Here is a 16219-nt window from a genome sequence, read left to right as displayed (position 1 = left end):
GGTACCGCCTTTGCCGAATCCTTTACGCGCCAATTAAAACAAATAATTCTTACCGTTATTATACCACTGACGGCGCGTTCTGCCGGATGAACGGCGCGAATGTATCGGGAAGGAAGCCTTTCCTGGCGCCGCAAAAGAAACATGGCACGTTTGCGCAACAAAAAAGCTCCCGGAATCGGGAGCTTTGAACGTCATCGGAATCAATATAAAATTGGAGCGGGTGAAGGGAATCGAACCCTCTACATTCAGCTTGGGAAGCTGACGTTCTACCGATGAACTACACCCGCTTGACGGTACATATTATAGCATATTTACCGTCCTCTACCAAGTGAAGGTAAGCGTCGCGACGCTTTTCCATTATTTCAAAATGACTTTGTGGACCTGGGCCGCGATAAGTTTTTCACCGTTCGGTTCCGCGGCGAGCATGTTGAGGAACATGTAGGAAAGTTGCGAGCCGATATAGTTGCGGAAGTGGTTGAAACGCGCGCCTTCGAGATCGGCAGCGCTCATGCCGTAATCGCGTTTGGCGATTTCTTTCAGAATCGCCACGCTCTTTTGCGCGGCCGGCGAAGAGAGCACCCAGTCATGGTCGCCCAAGTGAACGATGTAGCCTTCCTGACGGTGCGGGTCACGAATGCCGTCACCGGTTTTGTTCAACAAACCGTACGCGAAGGGATCTTTACCGGCGATCATTGCGCCGGCTTTCAGCCAGCCGGCGACGGTTTCATTACCTTTCGCCGAGTTCGGCGCTTCATGTGCGCAAGCCTGGGCGACGACGAAATCCGCAGGGAAACCGCGGTAAATAATTTCCGCGATGGAGAAAATATGGTGAGCGCCGGTGCCCGCAATCGTATATTCCTGCAGCGAACGGCCGTTTTTCTGCCAGGCGAAAACGAACGGCTTCGCGATATCGTGCAGAAGTTCCGCGCCGAATGCGATGTCGCGATTGACGTTATACATGAAAACATCCCGGTATGTATTGCAGACGGCTTCCGTGATGTGCATGTTGGCGTTGACGTGCGTAGCCAAGCCGCCAGGGTACGGATGGTGACTGCCGTAACCGCTGCCCGGCGCCGTGCGGAATTCCTGAATTTTGCCGTCGGAGACGGGGAAGAAATGCGCCTCGTCGGTTTTTGCGGTATCGACCAAGCCTTGGTTGGCCAGCTGCGTGTAGATGCGATGACGCGCCGCCGGTGAACTGTATTCCTGCAAGAAACGCAGCGCCGGATTTTGGATGAGGTCGGTGACTTCGCGCCGCAGTCCCGCATCACGAATTTTTTCCGCGTAACCCAGGATCGAACGGTAGCAACCTTCGATCAGCGGCGCCTGTTGGCCGCATGCGATGGCGTTTTGCGGAATCGCGTCGTACATGACCGGTTTCAGCTGACGCGATTTCACTTCCAGCTCGCGCGCCAATGCAAAGGACGGCATGGAGAGCATGGCCGCGCCCAATGCGGAGCCGGCGGCCAATTTCAAAAAGCCGCGGCGCGACATTGTCGCGGGCGTTGCGTGCATTTCTTCGGTAGACATAGTAATTCCTCCTTTGTTACCCTGTATGGATTCGTCCATAGATAAACGTAACTATAAAGGAGGTTTATTTATAATTTGTTTGGGTTTCGGTAAAAATACGCAAAATTACGGAAATCGCTCTTTGAAACTGAATTTTACAAATTTTAAAAGATTTTTTCACCGTAAAACGATATTGACTCTGTATCCTCAGAAGGAAACCAAGTACCATAAATCAAAGGAGGGTTTACTATGTTCGGCTTGGGCATTCCTGAACTTATCTTAATTTTGGTGATCGGCCTGGTGTTGTTCGGACCGGGTAAACTGCCGGAAATCGGTAAAGCGATGGGCAAAAGCATGCACGAATTTAAAGACGCGATCAACGGCAATGAAACGACCGCAGAAGCGCATAAAGACGTTACCGTCGCTTCGTCGTTACCGCCGAAAGAATGAAAAGCGCGACCTCCGCGGCCTGCTTCGCCGATCCGCAGGAGATGACGCTGATCGATCATCTCGGGGAGTTGCGACGGCGGCTGATCCGCGCCATTCTGGCGGCCGTGGTCGGCATGGCGGTGAGCGGCTGTTTCATCGATTTCATTGTGGCGTTCATCACGGCGCCTGCGGGCCAACTGTATTATCTGCGACCGGCGGAAGCATTTTTTATTTATGTTAAAGTGGCGATGGTGGCGGGTATTGTCTTTGCCGCGCCGGTGTTGTTTTATGAATTCTGGGCGTTTTTGGTGCCGGCGTTTACGCAAAAAGAACACGCGATTCTGGCGCTGTTGGTTCCCGGTTCGCTACTGCTTTTTTTAGCGGGAACGGCGTTCGGCTTTTTCGTTGTCTTGCCGCAGGGGCTGCATTTTTTTCTTTCCTTCGGCGACAGCACGGTGCAACCGCTGATCTCCATGGAAAGTTATTTGGATTTCGCGTTGATGCTGATCCTGCCGTTCGGGTTCGTGTTTAATTTGCCGCTGGTTCTTTTGGCGCTTGCTGAAATGGATGTGGTGTCGTCCGCATGGCTCAAAGCGCAACGCCGCTTTGTCATCTTGCTGGCGTTTATCGCGGCGGCGCTTATTACACCGACGACCGACCTGGTTTCGCAAACGCTGCTGGCCATTCCCATTTTGCTTTTATACGAAATCAGCCGATTGATTATTCGCTACGGTTTACACAAATAAAAAAAGGGTCTATAATAAATCGTGTTGGTAGAAGTAAATGATACTTCTGTCATCACGATTTTTTTCGTAAATAAATACATGTAAAATATTTGTAAAAATATCGAAAATTCGTATAAATAGCTTATTTTTCGCGAATAATCGGGTATAATTATACGGGTATAATTATAAATGAAAGAAGTGCAATTAAAGTGATTGAAAGGAAAAAAAGTGAGGAAAAAATACAGGGATAAATTTACCAATCCCGAAATCGTAAAACGAATTGAACAAATAGAAAATTCTCCACAAATGCAATCAAAACTACTTTTAGTAAAAAATGGAATGAAGAACAACATTATTAATCCATTTGTATTAGTTATAGGTGCCATGTTCGGATTTATTGCATTAAGCGCGATGCGCGCGATGCTAGATATTTATTCGCTTCTTGTAATGGCTGCTATAGTGTATTTTGGGGAAAAATATTCAGAACAACGAAGAAAACAACGAAGAAATGATCTTGCAAAATCCTACATTGATAATTTCCTATTACCAGTGTTGAATGAAATCTTGCCTGATACAACAATTGATTATTCTAAGAAAATTGATTTGAAAGCAATGAAAAGGTTGGTTCCTGATTCTCAGTATTATTTTGGAAACTGCCACATAGTATTTGGTGATGATTACAAAACAGAGTTTTCTAATATGCAAGCATACACAGAAACTGAAGATAGTGAAGGACACACACGACAAACTATTGATTTTTGTGGACAGGTTTTGATGGCGAAATTTGACACTAAAATAAATGGACACATAAGAGTAGTTCCCATAAAAAAAGGTAAAGTACTTGGGGTAAGAAATCATGGAAGCTACGGAAAGAAAACCAAAATAGAAAAAGAAATTGAGACGGAATCCATTGAATTTAACAACTCATACGCAATATATTCAACAGATGATTTCTACACAAGACTAATTTTAGATCCTAAAATTATAGAGTTATTGAACGATTGGAAAGAAAAAATGAGAGTGTGCTTATACATGAATGAACAATACATCTCCGTATCATTTGAATCAAATGCATTTTTATTTGCTTTACCACAAACGAAAAAACAAGTTGATGAATTGTCGCTTTCAACAGAATACGAAAAAGTTAGAGAAAAATTATCTGGATTTTACTCTCTAATAGATATAATAGGTGAAAAATTATAAGGAGAAATTATGGACAGATTTTTAAATTCGGAATTCACAGCAATTGGAATAATTGCATTAATCATTTTAATAGTATTAATTTGGTGGGTAAAAACATCGAATAGATTTAACCGATACAAAGTCGTAATAGACGAATCCAAGAAAAACGTGGACATTGCACTAGCTAAAAGATACGACACAATTTGTGAAATGATAAAAGTAGCCAAATCATACGCAAAACATGAAGCCTCAACTTTTTCAGATGTAATTCAACTTCGCCAAAATGCAAATATCAAAGAATTCAACGCCACAATACAAAACCAAGACAAAGAAATCAGCAAAATATTTGCACTTGCTGAAAGCTACCCGGACCTTAAATCATCACAAGAATTCATCAATTTACAAGATGAAATCAGCGACGAAAATGAACAATTAGCAGCTGCGAAAAGAATCGTCAATAACAATATCAGCATAATAAATCAAGAAATCGTGTCGTTTCCTAAATCAGTTGTCGCAAAATCTAAAGGATTGAAAGAAATGGAATTTCTTAAAGAACAAAACATAGACAGCAAAAGATCGATCAATGAATTTGACTACGACGTTAAATAATTAGAATAAGTAAAAATATAGGGGATAACTTCTGGGATTGTAATAATCTTGGAAGTTTTTTGTTGAAAACTGTAAAAAGAATAGACAAAAAAGATGTGAGAAAAAACATTGCAAAAATATATATAAGGAATATAATGTAGCTAAACAAAAGATTTTTGTAATTATAAATTTACGAAAGTCAATAAAAAAGTCCTCGCTTGGCGAGGACTTTTTTATTGCCGCGGCATCGTACGCAGACGGCGGTAAATCGGCAGGGCAAGGAGTGTGATCAAGCCGCCTTTGATGAGATTGAAAGGCACGATCACCCACCACATGAAATCCCAGACGGTGATGAGTTGGGAACCGGCGCGCGCGGACATGGCCAAAAGTTGCGCGGTCGAGATGCCGAATGCGGATTGATAGAGCGGCAGCAGCAACGTAAAGTTGAGAAATACGGCGACACCGGCAATGGCGCAGGTGGCCGCCACATATGCGAGCCATCCCCAACGGCGCAGCAGCGTTGCAACGGTAATATAAGTGAGCGCCAACGTCGCGTTGGCGATTTCACCGATACCGAAAGTGGATGACACGGGCAGATGCAATAGATTTTTTAAGATGGCGATGGCGGCGCCGGCGGGCCAGCCGAATAAAAGCGCGCCGACGACGACAGGCACATCGCTGATATCCAGCGTTAAAAAAGCGGGCATCAGCGGCAGCGGAAATTGCCACAGCATCAATACGGCGGCAATGGCCGCGAGCAGACTGACGCGCGCGAACCAACGAAGATTGTGTTTTTTCATAATGAATAACCGTTTCTGAACATATAACCGAATTCGAATTGATTTTATTATAGCATTGCGATGATGAAATCCGGCAACTTAGTGACGATCAATGCGCCGCCAAATCGTTTCCACGAGCAGCCAGCAGGCGGAGGTGCCGATGCCCACGTAGAGAGGATTGAGCGTGAAGGTATCGTTACCGATGGAAAGCACGGCGATCAGAGTGGAGAAAAGAATATTCGCCGTCGTGCTTTTTTCCGAGGTCGGTCCTTTGGCGTAAATGGCGAGTAAAAAGGGTAAGAAAACGCCCGCGCCGCGCAGCGAAAAGGAAAGGAAATTCCAGTAGAGAATCTGGGAGTGGTAGCGGTATAACGAAACCGAAAAAGCGGCGAGCACAAGCATAATCAGCGCCGCCTGCAAAATGAAGAGCAGCCGCTTTTGTCCCTTTACGCCGAAGCCCGACTCGAAGATGTCGACGGCGATCGAGGTGGCGGCGCCCAACGACAGTCCGGCGATCGATCCGATGATGGAAAGTAAAATCGCGCCGACTCCCAACCCCGCCAAAAGCGCCGGCAAGTGCATCTGCATAAACATCGGCAATGCGGTGACGGCGTCGATCGACGGCGTCATAAAATGCGTATGGATGCCGATTAAAATCAGCGGCAAACCGACCGGCATGCAAAGCGCGGCCGCCAAGTAACTGCCGCGCGCCGCGGTTTCGGCGTCACGCGCGCTGTACAGCGCCTGCGCATACGATTGCGTCACGGCGACACCGATAATGACGGAAAGACAGTTCGTGGCGAACATGCGCCAGCTGTTGCCGCCCTGCGGCCAAAGCCAGTCGGCGTGCCACACCGTGGTCGCGGGAAGTTGCGCCAAGCCGCGCCAGGCGTAAACGCCCGCGATAATCAACGTGCTGTAGAGCAACACCGTTTTGACGATGCCGGATACCGCCGTGCCGCGAATGCCGCCGGCCAAAACGTACAACACGACAATGACGAGCAGCAATACAGTGCCCGTCAGTTCCGAGACGGGAAATAAAATTTGCATGAAATGAATGCCGGCCAAGCCGCTCGCGACGAGCGAAAAGAAAATTCCCAAAACGGACACGATGGAAGTCGCTACGCCTGCCATTTTGCCGTAGCGCGCCGCCATATACTCGGCGATGGTTTTTAAGCCGCTTGCGCGCAACGGTCCGGCGTATACTTTACCCAACAGAATAAAGCCGAGCGTTGAGCCGAAAGTAAACCACCAGGCGGAAAAACCGGCGCTCACGGCGCCTTGGGCGGTACCGACGGTGGCCGAGCCGCCGACGATCGTGCCGACAAGCGCGCCGGCGACAAGCCACGGACCGGACGCGCGACCGCCGACACTGAAGTTTTCTAAGGATGATTTTTGCGCTGTCGCAAAAATCGCGATAAAGACGGCGGCGAAGGCGAGAAAAATTCCGCCCCAATGCCACACGGTAAATGAGCTCACATTGCCTCCTATATACTACAGACAATCCATTCTTTTTTTATTATAACATCGGGAAACCGTGCTCACGCGGATTCGTTGTGACAGTCATGATGCAAGTTAAAAATATTTTGGAGAAAAATTGACAGTGTTATTTTTTTGTGCTATTCTACCTGTAATTAAATGAAATCATCGATGAACGGGAAGAGTACCGTCGTAACAAACGCTAAAGCGAGCCGATGACAGTGGAAGATCGGCGCGGGAGGACGACGCGAATGGGCCCGGGAGATACGACCCGATCCGCTGCGCGGGGTAGGCGTCGACGGCATCTTCGGCCGCTATCCCGAAGCGCGTATCGCAAATCGCCGTACGTAGTAAGCCGGACTGATACCAGTCAAGCGGGGTGGCACCGCGGAAGGATACCTTTCGTCCCCATATCATTTGGATATGGATGTGGACGGGAGGCTTTTTTATTGTCCGCATCGGAAAGGAGATAACATGCAAACACAAACATTGGTATTTCAAAAAACACGCGGCGGGCAATTTCGCTGGTTGACCGTTTCGACTTTGTTACTTTCCATCGGGACGATTTTACATATCGCGTCCCCCTCCATCGCGGGGTTCACGCCGAATTGGATGATCGCGACGTATTGCGTGGCGATTTTACTGACGAAACCGACGTATCGTCAATGTTTCGGCATCGGCATGGTGGCGGCCTGCATCGAAATTCTGACTTCGAAATCGGGCTTTCCCTACGGCAATCTGATCAGCGAACCGTTGGGCGCGATGACGGCTGCGTGTTTCGCGCACATGATTTTGCCGCACGTTCGGCAAAAAAGCATCCTGAGCGCGATCTGCGGCGGCGTCGCCACATTGATCAGCGGTTTCGTTTTTGTATCGCTGATGACATACATGCTCGGGATTGCGACCAATGTATATTTGTATGCGATGCTCCCGGCGGTCGGCTTGGTCGCGGTCATTAACGGTATTATCACGCCGGTCCTGTACGCGCCGGCGCAACGGCTGCTGCATGCTTCGCTGGCGACGCAAGCGGAAGTCGCCACCGTGTCGCACGCGGGACTTGCTTTACGGCCGCAACAGGATGCGGCGTTTTCTATCGAGCATTTGAGTTATCGCTATCCGCAGACGACAGCGGACGCGTTGCAGGATATCAATCTGACGGTCGAACACGGCGACTTTCTGGTGTTGGCGGGCGCGGCGGGAGCCGGTAAAACGACGCTGATGTCCGCGCTCTGCGGAGCGGTTCCGCATTACTACGGCGGCGTCATGCGCGGCATGGTTTTTGTGGAAGATCTGGCGATCACGCAGCACAGCATCGCGGAGATCGCGACCAAAGTCGGCACGATTTTACCGGATTACGATGCGCAGCTGGTGACGTTAACCGTCGCTGAAGAAATGGAATTCGCGTTGGAAAATCGCGGTTACGCTGCCGCGGAAATTACGCGCCGCAGCGCGGAGGCGTTGGCGAAAGTCGAGTTGAGCGGCTTGGAGGAACGCAATGTGGCGACGCTTTCCGGCGGTCAGCGTCAGCGCTTGGTCATCGCGTCGGTGCTCGCGACGGAACCGCAAATATTGGTCATCGATGAGCCGACCTCGGCGCTCGATCCGGAAGGCACGCAAGCGTTTTACGAATTGCTCGGCATGTTGAATCGGCGAGACGGTCTGACCGTTGTCGTTACCGAGTCGCAGTTGGCGGAAGTCGCGCCGTACGCCAAGCGCGCCGCGCTGTTGGATGAAGGACGTTTGGTCATGGTGGGTGCATTCGATGAAGTGGTCGGCCGCATGCAGGCGGACGCCACGTTCCGTGATTTGTTGCCCGATCGGTATCAGGAAGCGACGGCATCGGCAGTCGTCGCGGGGAGGGTGACATGCTGAAAACGGCGCATCTGTGTTTTGCGTACGCCGACGGTCACGAAGTGATTCATGATCTTTCGCTGGCGTTTGCGGCCGGTGAAATCACCGCTTTAGTCGGCAAAAACGGCAGCGGTAAAACGACATTGACACGACTTTTGATGGGACTGGAACGGCCGACCTCCGGACGCATCGAGCTGAACGGTCGGGAACTGACGAGATTATCCGCGAGTGAACGCAGTCGTGTTTTGGGCTACGTATTTCAACAGGCGGATCGACAACTTTTTTGTACCACGGTGTACGATGAAATCGCATTCGGCCCGCTCGAGCAGGGACGCGACAAGGTAGAGACTCGCGAGAAAGCGGAGGCGGCGCTGAAGTTATGCGGACTGGAAGAAGAACGGGACGCGTACCCGCCGCTTCTTCCGCGGGCGAAAAAGCAACGCGTCGCATTGGCTTCGGCGGTAGCGCTCGGAGCGGAATTTCTCATCCTTGATGAACCGACGAGCGGTATTTCGCCGGCGGATATCCGACAGCTGATGCAGATTTTAACAAAATTGACGGCCGCGGGATTGGGAATTATTTTGGTCACGCACGCGCCCGATGTGGTAAGACGGTACGCGCAACACGTCGTGATGCTCGCCGACGGTCGCGTCGTTTATAACGGCGAGCCGCAAAAATTTTTAGCAAGCATGTATCGCGGTGGGCGGGACGTTTCCCATTATACCGATGACGGAGGTGCAAAATGACGCGCTTGGTTCCTTTAACAAAAATTTTCATGATTGTCGCGGTGTCGCTCGCCGTTTTGTTTTTGCAAAGTCCGCCGGCGCTCTTTGCGCTGTTTCTCGCGGAAATCGTCATTTTTATCGCCGCCGGCGTGTTGCAACAAAATCGCAAAGCGTTATTGGCATTTATTTTCTTCGCGATCCTTTTGGGCGTCATTCAATACCTTGGCGGCGGTACGTTGCAGTCCGCGTATGTCGCGAGTTTACGGATGTTGGCGTTGGCGGGCGTTTTCCTCTTGGTGTTGACGACGACGCGCTTGCAGGATCTGACGGCCGCGGTCGTGACGCAGTTGCACATCCCGTATGAATACGCGTTCATGTTCACGGCGGCGCTGCGTTTCGTGCCGGATTTTCTGGCGGAAAATAAAGCGGTACTCGAGGCGCAGGCTTGCCGCGGCGTGCCGCAGAACGGACACTATCTGCGCCGCAGCAAAGCGTATCTCGGCGTGGTACAGCCCCTCGTTTTGAAATCGCTCGCGCGTTCGGAAACGATGGCGCTTTCGCTGGAGCTTCGCGGCTTCGGTGCCGGCACCACGCGCTTTACCCGCGCCGTGACGCCACAACAGCGCGATTACTTGGTAATGGCGCTGCTGACGGCGGGCGTTGCGGTCAGCCTGTATCTGCGCTTGACGTACAGTTACTGAAAACATCGCGCATTGCGTAACAGCGGGGATCATATTATAATAATAAGAATTAATCGACAAAGTCGCAGCATGGTAGGAGGGGCAGTATGAAATACAGAATTCGACACAGTTTGGCAGATTATAAGGTGCAAAGTTACGTGCACGGTGACACAATTACCGATGACGCGATCGATTGTTCGCTCGGGATTAATCCGTTCGGCTACACGCCGCAACTGACGGAGGAGTTGTATCGGGAGACATTCAGCGGCATCTCGCCGTATCCGAGCTATCCGTACCGTGAACTGCGCGCGGCGATTTGCGAATACCTCGCGCCGGCGGCGAAAATTGCGCCGGAACAACTTGCGATTCACACGGGATCGATGGGCATGCTGATCGATCTGAACCGACTCTTTATCGATGAGGGAACGCATGTTCTCGTCGGTGAACCGACGTTTTCTTCCGCGACTACCGATATGCGCGCGATGGGCGCGCAACTCACCGTCGTCGCGTTGCGGGAAGAAGAGCAGTTCCGTTTTTCCGTCGCGCGTTTTATCGAAGCGCTGCGTCCGGAGCATACGCTCGTGTATTTGGATAATCCGAATAACCCGACCGGTCAAATGATTCCGCTGGCGGACATCGAGCAGCTGGCGCAAAAAGCGGCGGCGCAGGACACGATGGTGATCGTCGATGAAGCGTACGGCGATTTTATGCCGCTGGAAAATTCGGCGGTCGCCTTGGTTAATAAGTATCCGAATGTGATCGTCGTCAAAACGCTTTCGAAAGGGTTCGGATTGGCCGGCCTGCGGACTGGTTACGCGGTATTGCCGCAAGCATTTATGCCGATCATGCAGAAGTTGCCGGCGGAAATGGTCGTCACCGAAACCGCCGCCCGTTTGACGCCGATCGCCTTACGTGATCGCGAACATATCACGCGCTCCAAAACGCAGATCGCGGCGAATAAAGCACGCGTGCTGGAGGCACTTTCCGTATTGCAGGCATCCGTTACTGGCGATACGGTGCCGATCGTGCTTTTGTATACGGAACGCGATCTTAATTTATTTGACGTGATGCTGCGGCACGGCATTATCACCGAACGCGGCGAAGATTTTGACGGGATCGGTAAACGCCATATCCGTTTGCGTGTGCCGCGCGATTTGACGGAACTTCTGCCGCGTTTGGCGGCCGTGGAAAAAGAAGTGGAGGGAGCGCCATGCAGCAGCAGGTAAGCATTTGGAATGTCGTGAAACTGGCGGGAGCTTACATCGCGTTTACGATCGGTTCGGGATTTGCGACCGGCCAGGAAGTGTTGCAATTTTTCACATCGTACGGACCGGCGGGTTACATCGGCGCGCTCGTCAGCATGTTTCTTTTCGCCGCGATGGGCGCGGCCCTGATGGTCAAAGGACATGAATTGAAATTGACCGTACAGACGGAAATTTTCCGCTACTATTGCGGTAAATATATCGGTTATATTTTGGAAATTTTCACGATCATTTGCCTTTTTTGCGTCGTTTCCATTATGTTCGCCGGATCCGGCGCCGTAGCCGGCGAATACTTCGGCGTCGGTGCGGAAATCGGCAAACTCGGCATGGCGATTCTTTGCGTCATGACCGTGTTGCTCGGTTTGAACGGTTTGGTCGATATTATCGGTGCGATCGGACCGGTCATCACCGTGTTTACGATTTTAATCGGTATCGTGACCGCGGTGACCAGCACGTACTACGGCAATGATTTGACGGGGGCGCAAGTGCAGGCGCTCTTCGATTTGCGCGCGACCGCCGGCTGGTGGTTCGGGGCGTATGAATGGTTGGATACCGCTTGGTTCAGCGGCGTGTTGTATGCCGCTTGCATGGTTTTGGGCGGAATTCCTTTTCTCGCCGGACTCGGCACGCGCGCGCGCAATCGCCGGGAAGCGATTTGGGGCGGCGTGATGGGCGGCGTTTTCCTGATGCTGTCGGTCATCATGATCGTCTTTGCGATGCTTTGCTATCCGGATCAGATCGTGACCTACGAAGTGCCGAACTTGTTCCTGGCGGAACAACATCTGCCGATTCTCGCGATGATTTTCTCCGTGGTGCTTTTGTTGGGGATTTACTCCACGGCGGCGCCGATGTTTTGGCTCGTGCTGAACCGCATTCAGGGCTTTGGCCTTGGCCGTACGCCGATGCTTGCGGTGACGGTGGTCTTGGGGATTGTGGCGTACTTCGGCGCGCAGATCGGTTTCGGTAAATTGATCGGCATTCTGTATCCGCTGATGGGACAAGTCGGACTTATTATGATTCCGGTGGTATTCCTGCGCGCGGGCGCACGAAAAGCAGAGTTAATGAAAGAGTAAACGAAAAAAGAAAAAGAGCTGCCGCGGCAGCTCTTTTTTTTTGTGCAAAAAAACACCGGAGATTTCCGGTGTTTTTTGATTTTATTTTGCTTCTTGCTCCATCGCCTGAATGAATCCGTAAAACAGAGGATGCGGATTATTCGGACGCGATTTGAATTCCGGATGGAACTGCACGGCGACAAAGAAGGGATGGTCTTTGACTTCGACAATTTCCACCAGACGTTCATCGGGACTGGTACCGGCGAGAATCAAACCGGCGTCGGTCAGTTGCTTACGATACGCGTTGTTGAATTCGTAACGGTGACGATGACGTTCATACACCAATTCTTCCCCGTAAAGCTCGCGCGAATGCGTGCCATCGACCAACTTGCAGGGATACAGACCCAAGCGCATGGTGCCGCCTTTATCTTCGATATCGACCTGGTCGGGCATTAAGTCGATGACCGGATGTTCGGCGTCGGCATCAAATTCGCTCGAAATCGCATCTTGAATGCCGCAGACATTGCGGGCGAATTCCATCACGGCGCATTGCATGCCGAGGCATAAACCGAGGTAGGGAATTTTATGTTCGCGCGCGAAACGGATCGTGCGGATCTTGCCTTCCACGCCGCGAGAACCGAAACCGCCGGGGACGACGATACCGTCCACACCCGCAAAAAGCGGTGCGAGATCATCGGCTGATTCAATCTCTTCCGAATCGATCCAGCGAATGTTGACTTTGCGGTTAAACGCATAGCCGGCATGATCGAGCGATTCGACGACGGAAAGATACGCGTCGTGGAGCGAAACGTATTTGCCGACGAGCGCCACTTCCAGTTCGCCTTGCGGGTGGAGCATGCGATCGACCATATGTTCCCAATCGCTCATGTCGAGGGGCTTGTCTTCCAGCTGTAATTTGCGCAGAACGATTTTATCCAAACCTTCATGCTGCATCATTAAAGGTACTTCGTAAATACTTTGCGCGGTACGGTTTTCAATGATCGCGTCGACATCGACGTCGCAGAATAACGCGATTTTTTCTTTCATCTCCTGCGAGATCGGGTATTCGCTGCGGCAGACGATGATGTCCGGCTGGATACCGATGCTGCGCATTTCTTTCACGCTGTGTTGCGTCGGTTTCGTTTTCAATTCGCCGGAAGCGGAGATGTACGGCAGGAGCGTCACGTGAATATACAGAACGTTTTCTTTGCCGATATCTTTTTTCACCTGGCGAATCGCTTCCAAAAACGGTTGGCTTTCGATATCGCCGACCGTGCCGCCGATTTCGGTGATGACCACATCGGCATTGACTTCCTGGCCGACGCGGAACACCTGTTCTTTGATCGCGTTCGTTACATGCGGAATGACTTGCACGGTACCGCCCAGGTAATCGCCTTTACGTTCCCGCGAAATGACGGTTTGATAAATGCGACCGCTCGTCACATTGGAACGCTGACTTAAGTTGATATCGATAAAGCGTTCGTAATGACCGAGGTCGAGGTCCGTTTCCGCGCCGTCATCGGTTACGAAAACTTCACCGTGTTGGTACGGGCTCATCGTGCCCGGGTCAATATTTAAATACGGATCGAATTTTTGGATCGTGACCCGATAGCCGCGGTTTTTCAGTAAACGGCCGAGCGATGCGGCGGTGATACCTTTACCGAGCGAAGAAACGACACCGCCCGTGACAAATATGTACTTAGTCATGCGTCCCCCTTTACATTTTTTCCGGCGCGCTGACACCGAGAATGGTTAAGCCGTGCCATAAAATATACTTGGTCGCTGTGATCAGTCCCAAACGCGCCTGTTGGCGTTCCTGATCAATGCCCAAAATGCGGCACTGTTTATAAAACGAATGGAACAGGCCGGCGAGTTCATAAAGATAACGAGCCAGACGATGCGGCGCATGCGCGGCGGCCGCGTTCGCGATCATCTCGCGATACTCGCTCATCTGTTTAATCAGATCCAGTTCGGCGGGTTCCGTCAGCAAACTGAAATCGGTATCTTCCCAAGCGCCGTACGCGATCTGATTTTCCTCCGCCTGGCGGTAAATGCTGTGAATGCGCGCGTAGGCGTATTGGATATAGTACACCGGATTTTCATTGCTGTGCGATTTTGCCAAGTCGATGTCAAAGTCGAGCTGACTGTCGAGCGAACGCATGATGAAGAAATACCGCGCCGCGTCGGCGCCGACTTCTTCGATCAGTTCGGCAAGCGTAATCGATTTGCCGGTACGTTTGCTCATCTTGACGACTTCGCCGCCGCGCAAGAGATTGACCATTTGCAAAAGTAAAATTTCGAGTTTATCCGCGTCATAGCCGAGCGCCGTGAGCGCCGCTTTAACGCGAGCGACGTAACCGTGATGGTCGGCGCCCCAGATGTTGATCATCTGCGTGAAACCGCGTTCGTACTTGTTGCGGTGGTACGCGATATCGGCGGCGAAATACGTGCCGACGCCGTTGGCGCGAATGACGACGCGGTCTTTGTCATCGCCGTATGCAGTGGTGTTCAGCCACAGCGCGCCTTCTTTTTCATACAGCTTGCCGCGCGCTTTCAGTTCGGCGCAAGCCGTCTCGATCGCTTCCGGATGCAACGTGCGTTCACTGAACCATTGATCGAATTCCACATGGAAATCCGCCAAATCTTTGCGTAAACGTTCGAGTTTTGCGTTCAACGCCCGCTCTTTGAAAATCGCGAGGCGTTCGGCGGCGGGCATGGCTAAATATTTGTCGCCGTCCTCATCAATGATCGTCTGTGCGGTCGTGATGATGTCGCGGCCGTGGTAACCGTCTTCCGGAAATTCAACCGTTTCACCCAAGAGTTCACGGTAACGCGCATCGACCGATTTCGCGAGATTGTCGATTTGGTTGCCCGCGTCGTTGATGTAGTATTCCGCCTGTGTCGGGTAGCCGGCGGCGCGCAGCAGGTTGACCAGCGCGCTGCCGAACGCCGCGCCGCGGCCGTGGCCGATATGGAGCGGTCCGGTGGGATTGGCGCTGACGTATTCGACTTGAATATATTCGTCGCTTTTTTCCGGCAGGTTGCCGTAGTCGTTACCCTTACGCAAAATTTCTTTTAAAATATCGTAGACTGCGTCGTTTTTCAAAAATAAATTGATAAAACCGGCGCCGGCGATTTCCGCGCGTTCAATCAGCGGGGAGTCGAGCTCCGCCAGAATCGCGTCCGCAATTTGCCGCGGCGCGCGACGGGCGATTTTCGCCGATTGCATGGCGATATTAGTGGCGAAATCACCGAATTCTTTTTGTGGCGGCTGTTCCAGAAAAGGTTCGGGGTAGTCGCCGGCGGGAAGTGTTCCCTTGGTGACGGCCGCTTTGACCGCGTCGGTAAGCGCCGCACCAATTTCCGTCCGTAAATCCATCAGTTCGTTCCGTCCTCTCGTGAGCGTATGATCAGTTCGTTATAATTCGCATGGACGCCTTCCAGCGCGACGTCGTAACGGAGTGCAATTTCTCCCTCGCCGTTCGTGAGCGTATGCGTCAGCTCATGCGTGTACATCGTCAGCGTGACGTTGCCAAAGGGGGTCTCATACAGTGATTTTTGCGAGGTTCCCGGCAAAAATTCCTGTTGCTGGGTGATCTTACCGTCGCGCATCAGCACGAGCGAATGCGGAAACAATTGTAACGTTGTCCGCGTTCCCGTAAGTCCGGTCAGAGAAGATTCGTCGTAACACAAAATTTGCACGTCGCCTTGTTTTTCGTACGTGCCCTTTGTGGTCAGTTCAATACTCTCTTCCTGGCCGTTCTCATCGCGTTGCAGCGTGTTCACGGTAATAATGACCGCCTTCATCACGCACCTCCGTAATATTAACTATATAATTCTATCATTTATAAGGGAAAAAATCTATGATGCCGGCATCATAAAACCGTCTCCGAAGAGACGGCTGTTTTTATAAAAGAATGGCGCGAGACGTCAAGTTGACCGTGTTTCGGGCGGTCGG

At 51.3% G+C, this 16219-nt stretch carries 15 protein-coding genes, 1 tRNA gene and 1 other annotated feature; of the genes, 9 read left to right on the top strand and 7 right to left on the bottom strand.

The window, feature by feature from the left end:
* Positions 1 to 212: 212 nt before the first annotated feature.
* Positions 213 to 287: transfer RNA gene (locus HNR45_RS03805), tRNA-Gly, on the bottom strand.
* A 70-nt stretch (positions 288 to 357) separates the two neighbouring features.
* Positions 358 to 1530: a hypothetical protein gene (locus HNR45_RS03800; protein ID WP_024048107.1), complete on the bottom strand. Its 1173-nt coding sequence runs from the start codon at positions 1528 to 1530 to the stop codon at positions 358 to 360.
* Positions 1531 to 1758: 228 nt separating this feature from the next.
* Here HNR45_RS03800 and HNR45_RS03795 point away from each other — a divergent pair, with 228 nt between their 5' ends.
* The 4 genes from HNR45_RS03795 to HNR45_RS03780 all read left to right on the top strand — a co-directional run bounded on the left by HNR45_RS03795 (position 1759) and on the right by HNR45_RS03780 (position 4454).
* Positions 1759 to 1959, top strand: coding sequence for a Sec-independent protein translocase subunit TatA/TatB (locus tag HNR45_RS03795; protein ID WP_024048106.1), 201 nt, complete (start codon positions 1759 to 1761; stop codon positions 1957 to 1959).
* A complete protein-coding gene (gene tatC, locus HNR45_RS03790; RefSeq protein ID WP_200841493.1) occupies positions 1956 to 2684 on the top strand; it encodes a twin-arginine translocase subunit TatC in 729 nt (242 codons plus the stop codon). The genes HNR45_RS03795 and tatC overlap by 4 nt, the downstream gene beginning before the upstream one ends.
* Positions 2685 to 2891: 207 nt before the next feature.
* On the top strand, positions 2892 to 3866 hold the full coding sequence (locus HNR45_RS07370) for a DUF3137 domain-containing protein (RefSeq protein WP_221417799.1): 975 nt from the start codon (positions 2892 to 2894) through the stop codon (positions 3864 to 3866).
* A gap of 9 nt (positions 3867 to 3875) precedes the next feature.
* Positions 3876 to 4454: a LemA family protein gene (locus HNR45_RS03780; RefSeq protein WP_159822675.1), complete on the top strand. Its 579-nt coding sequence runs from the start codon at positions 3876 to 3878 to the stop codon at positions 4452 to 4454.
* A gap of 212 nt (positions 4455 to 4666) precedes the next feature.
* On the opposite strand, the gene HNR45_RS03775 is transcribed toward HNR45_RS03780, so the two are convergent.
* Together HNR45_RS03775 and HNR45_RS03770 are read right to left on the bottom strand one after the other, a co-directional pair.
* Entirely contained in the window at positions 4667 to 5233 is a 567-nt protein-coding gene (locus tag HNR45_RS03775; RefSeq protein ID WP_159822673.1) for an ECF transporter S component, read from the bottom strand.
* A gap of 78 nt (positions 5234 to 5311) precedes the next feature.
* Positions 5312 to 6691: a sodium:solute symporter family protein gene (locus tag HNR45_RS03770; RefSeq protein WP_159822671.1), complete on the bottom strand. Its 1380-nt coding sequence runs from the start codon at positions 6689 to 6691 to the stop codon at positions 5312 to 5314.
* Between the two features lie 162 nt (positions 6692 to 6853).
* Positions 6854 to 7104: a binding site (T-box leader), on the top strand.
* Positions 7105 to 7165: 61 nt separating this feature from the next.
* On the opposite strand from HNR45_RS03770, the gene HNR45_RS03765 reads away from it, so the two are divergent.
* From HNR45_RS03765 to HNR45_RS03745, 5 genes are all read left to right on the top strand, one after another.
* A complete protein-coding gene (locus HNR45_RS03765) occupies positions 7166 to 8563 on the top strand; it encodes an energy-coupling factor ABC transporter ATP-binding protein (protein WP_159822669.1) in 1398 nt (465 codons plus the stop codon).
* Entirely contained in the window at positions 8557 to 9288 is a 732-nt protein-coding gene (locus tag HNR45_RS03760; RefSeq protein WP_159822667.1) for an energy-coupling factor ABC transporter ATP-binding protein, read from the top strand. The genes HNR45_RS03765 and HNR45_RS03760 overlap by 7 nt, the downstream gene beginning before the upstream one ends.
* Complete coding sequence (locus tag HNR45_RS03755) at positions 9285 to 9968, top strand: energy-coupling factor transporter transmembrane component T family protein (RefSeq protein ID WP_159822665.1); 684 nt, start codon at positions 9285 to 9287, stop codon at positions 9966 to 9968. Before HNR45_RS03760 ends, HNR45_RS03755 begins: the two co-directional genes overlap by 4 nt.
* A gap of 86 nt (positions 9969 to 10054) precedes the next feature.
* Entirely contained in the window at positions 10055 to 11173 is a 1119-nt protein-coding gene (locus HNR45_RS03750) for a pyridoxal phosphate-dependent aminotransferase (protein ID WP_159822663.1), read from the top strand.
* Positions 11158 to 12282 carry a YkvI family membrane protein gene (locus HNR45_RS03745; RefSeq protein ID WP_159822661.1) on the top strand — a complete coding sequence of 375 codons (1125 nt, stop codon included), beginning with the start codon at positions 11158 to 11160 and terminating at the stop codon, positions 12280 to 12282. Before HNR45_RS03750 ends, HNR45_RS03745 begins: the two co-directional genes overlap by 16 nt.
* Positions 12283 to 12363: 81 nt before the next feature.
* Here HNR45_RS03745 and HNR45_RS03740 read toward each other — a convergent pair whose 3' ends face one another.
* The 3 genes from HNR45_RS03740 to HNR45_RS03730 are packed head-to-tail and all read right to left on the bottom strand — an operon-like array spanning position 12364 to position 16068.
* Positions 12364 to 13968: a CTP synthase gene (locus HNR45_RS03740; RefSeq protein WP_159822659.1), complete on the bottom strand. Its 1605-nt coding sequence runs from the start codon at positions 13966 to 13968 to the stop codon at positions 12364 to 12366.
* Positions 13969 to 13978: 10 nt separating this feature from the next.
* Positions 13979 to 15640, bottom strand: coding sequence for an arginine--tRNA ligase (argS, locus tag HNR45_RS03735; RefSeq protein WP_159822657.1), 1662 nt, complete (start codon positions 15638 to 15640; stop codon positions 13979 to 13981).
* Positions 15640 to 16068, bottom strand: a complete 429-nt coding sequence (locus HNR45_RS03730) for a YwiB family protein (protein ID WP_159822655.1) — start codon at positions 16066 to 16068, stop codon at positions 15640 to 15642. Before HNR45_RS03730 ends, argS begins: the two co-directional genes overlap by 1 nt.
* Positions 16069 to 16219: the final 151 nt, after the last annotated feature.

The organism is Negativicoccus succinicivorans, from assembly GCF_014207605.1.
GTDB classification, from domain to species: domain Bacteria; phylum Bacillota; class Negativicutes; order Veillonellales; family Negativicoccaceae; genus Negativicoccus; species Negativicoccus succinicivorans.
Note: the sequence above shows the minus strand (reverse complement) of the source record. Positions and strands in the feature narration are given on the sequence as shown.

Coding starts and splice junctions, on each gene's coding strand:
- HNR45_RS03780 (WP_159822675.1), top strand. CDS start 3,876: ATGGACAGATTTTTAAATTCGGAATTCACAGCAATTGGAATAATTGCA.
- HNR45_RS03765 (WP_159822669.1), top strand. CDS start 7,166: ATGCAAACACAAACATTGGTATTTCAAAAAACACGCGGCGGGCAATTT.
- tatC (WP_200841493.1), top strand. CDS start 1,956: ATGAAAAGCGCGACCTCCGCGGCCTGCTTCGCCGATCCGCAGGAGATG.
- HNR45_RS03775 (WP_159822673.1), bottom strand. CDS start 5,233: ATGAAAAAACACAATCTTCGTTGGTTCGCGCGCGTCAGTCTGCTCGCG.
- HNR45_RS03740 (WP_159822659.1), bottom strand. CDS start 13,968: ATGACTAAGTACATATTTGTCACGGGCGGTGTCGTTTCTTCGCTCGGT.
- HNR45_RS03730 (WP_159822655.1), bottom strand. CDS start 16,068: ATGAAGGCGGTCATTATTACCGTGAACACGCTGCAACGCGATGAGAAC.
- HNR45_RS03755 (WP_159822665.1), top strand. CDS start 9,285: ATGACGCGCTTGGTTCCTTTAACAAAAATTTTCATGATTGTCGCGGTG.
- HNR45_RS03745 (WP_159822661.1), top strand. CDS start 11,158: ATGCAGCAGCAGGTAAGCATTTGGAATGTCGTGAAACTGGCGGGAGCT.
- HNR45_RS03795 (WP_024048106.1), top strand. CDS start 1,759: ATGTTCGGCTTGGGCATTCCTGAACTTATCTTAATTTTGGTGATCGGC.
- argS (WP_159822657.1), bottom strand. CDS start 15,640: ATGGATTTACGGACGGAAATTGGTGCGGCGCTTACCGACGCGGTCAAA.
- HNR45_RS03800 (WP_024048107.1), bottom strand. CDS start 1,530: ATGTCTACCGAAGAAATGCACGCAACGCCCGCGACAATGTCGCGCCGC.
- HNR45_RS03760 (WP_159822667.1), top strand. CDS start 8,557: ATGCTGAAAACGGCGCATCTGTGTTTTGCGTACGCCGACGGTCACGAA.
- HNR45_RS03750 (WP_159822663.1), top strand. CDS start 10,055: ATGAAATACAGAATTCGACACAGTTTGGCAGATTATAAGGTGCAAAGT.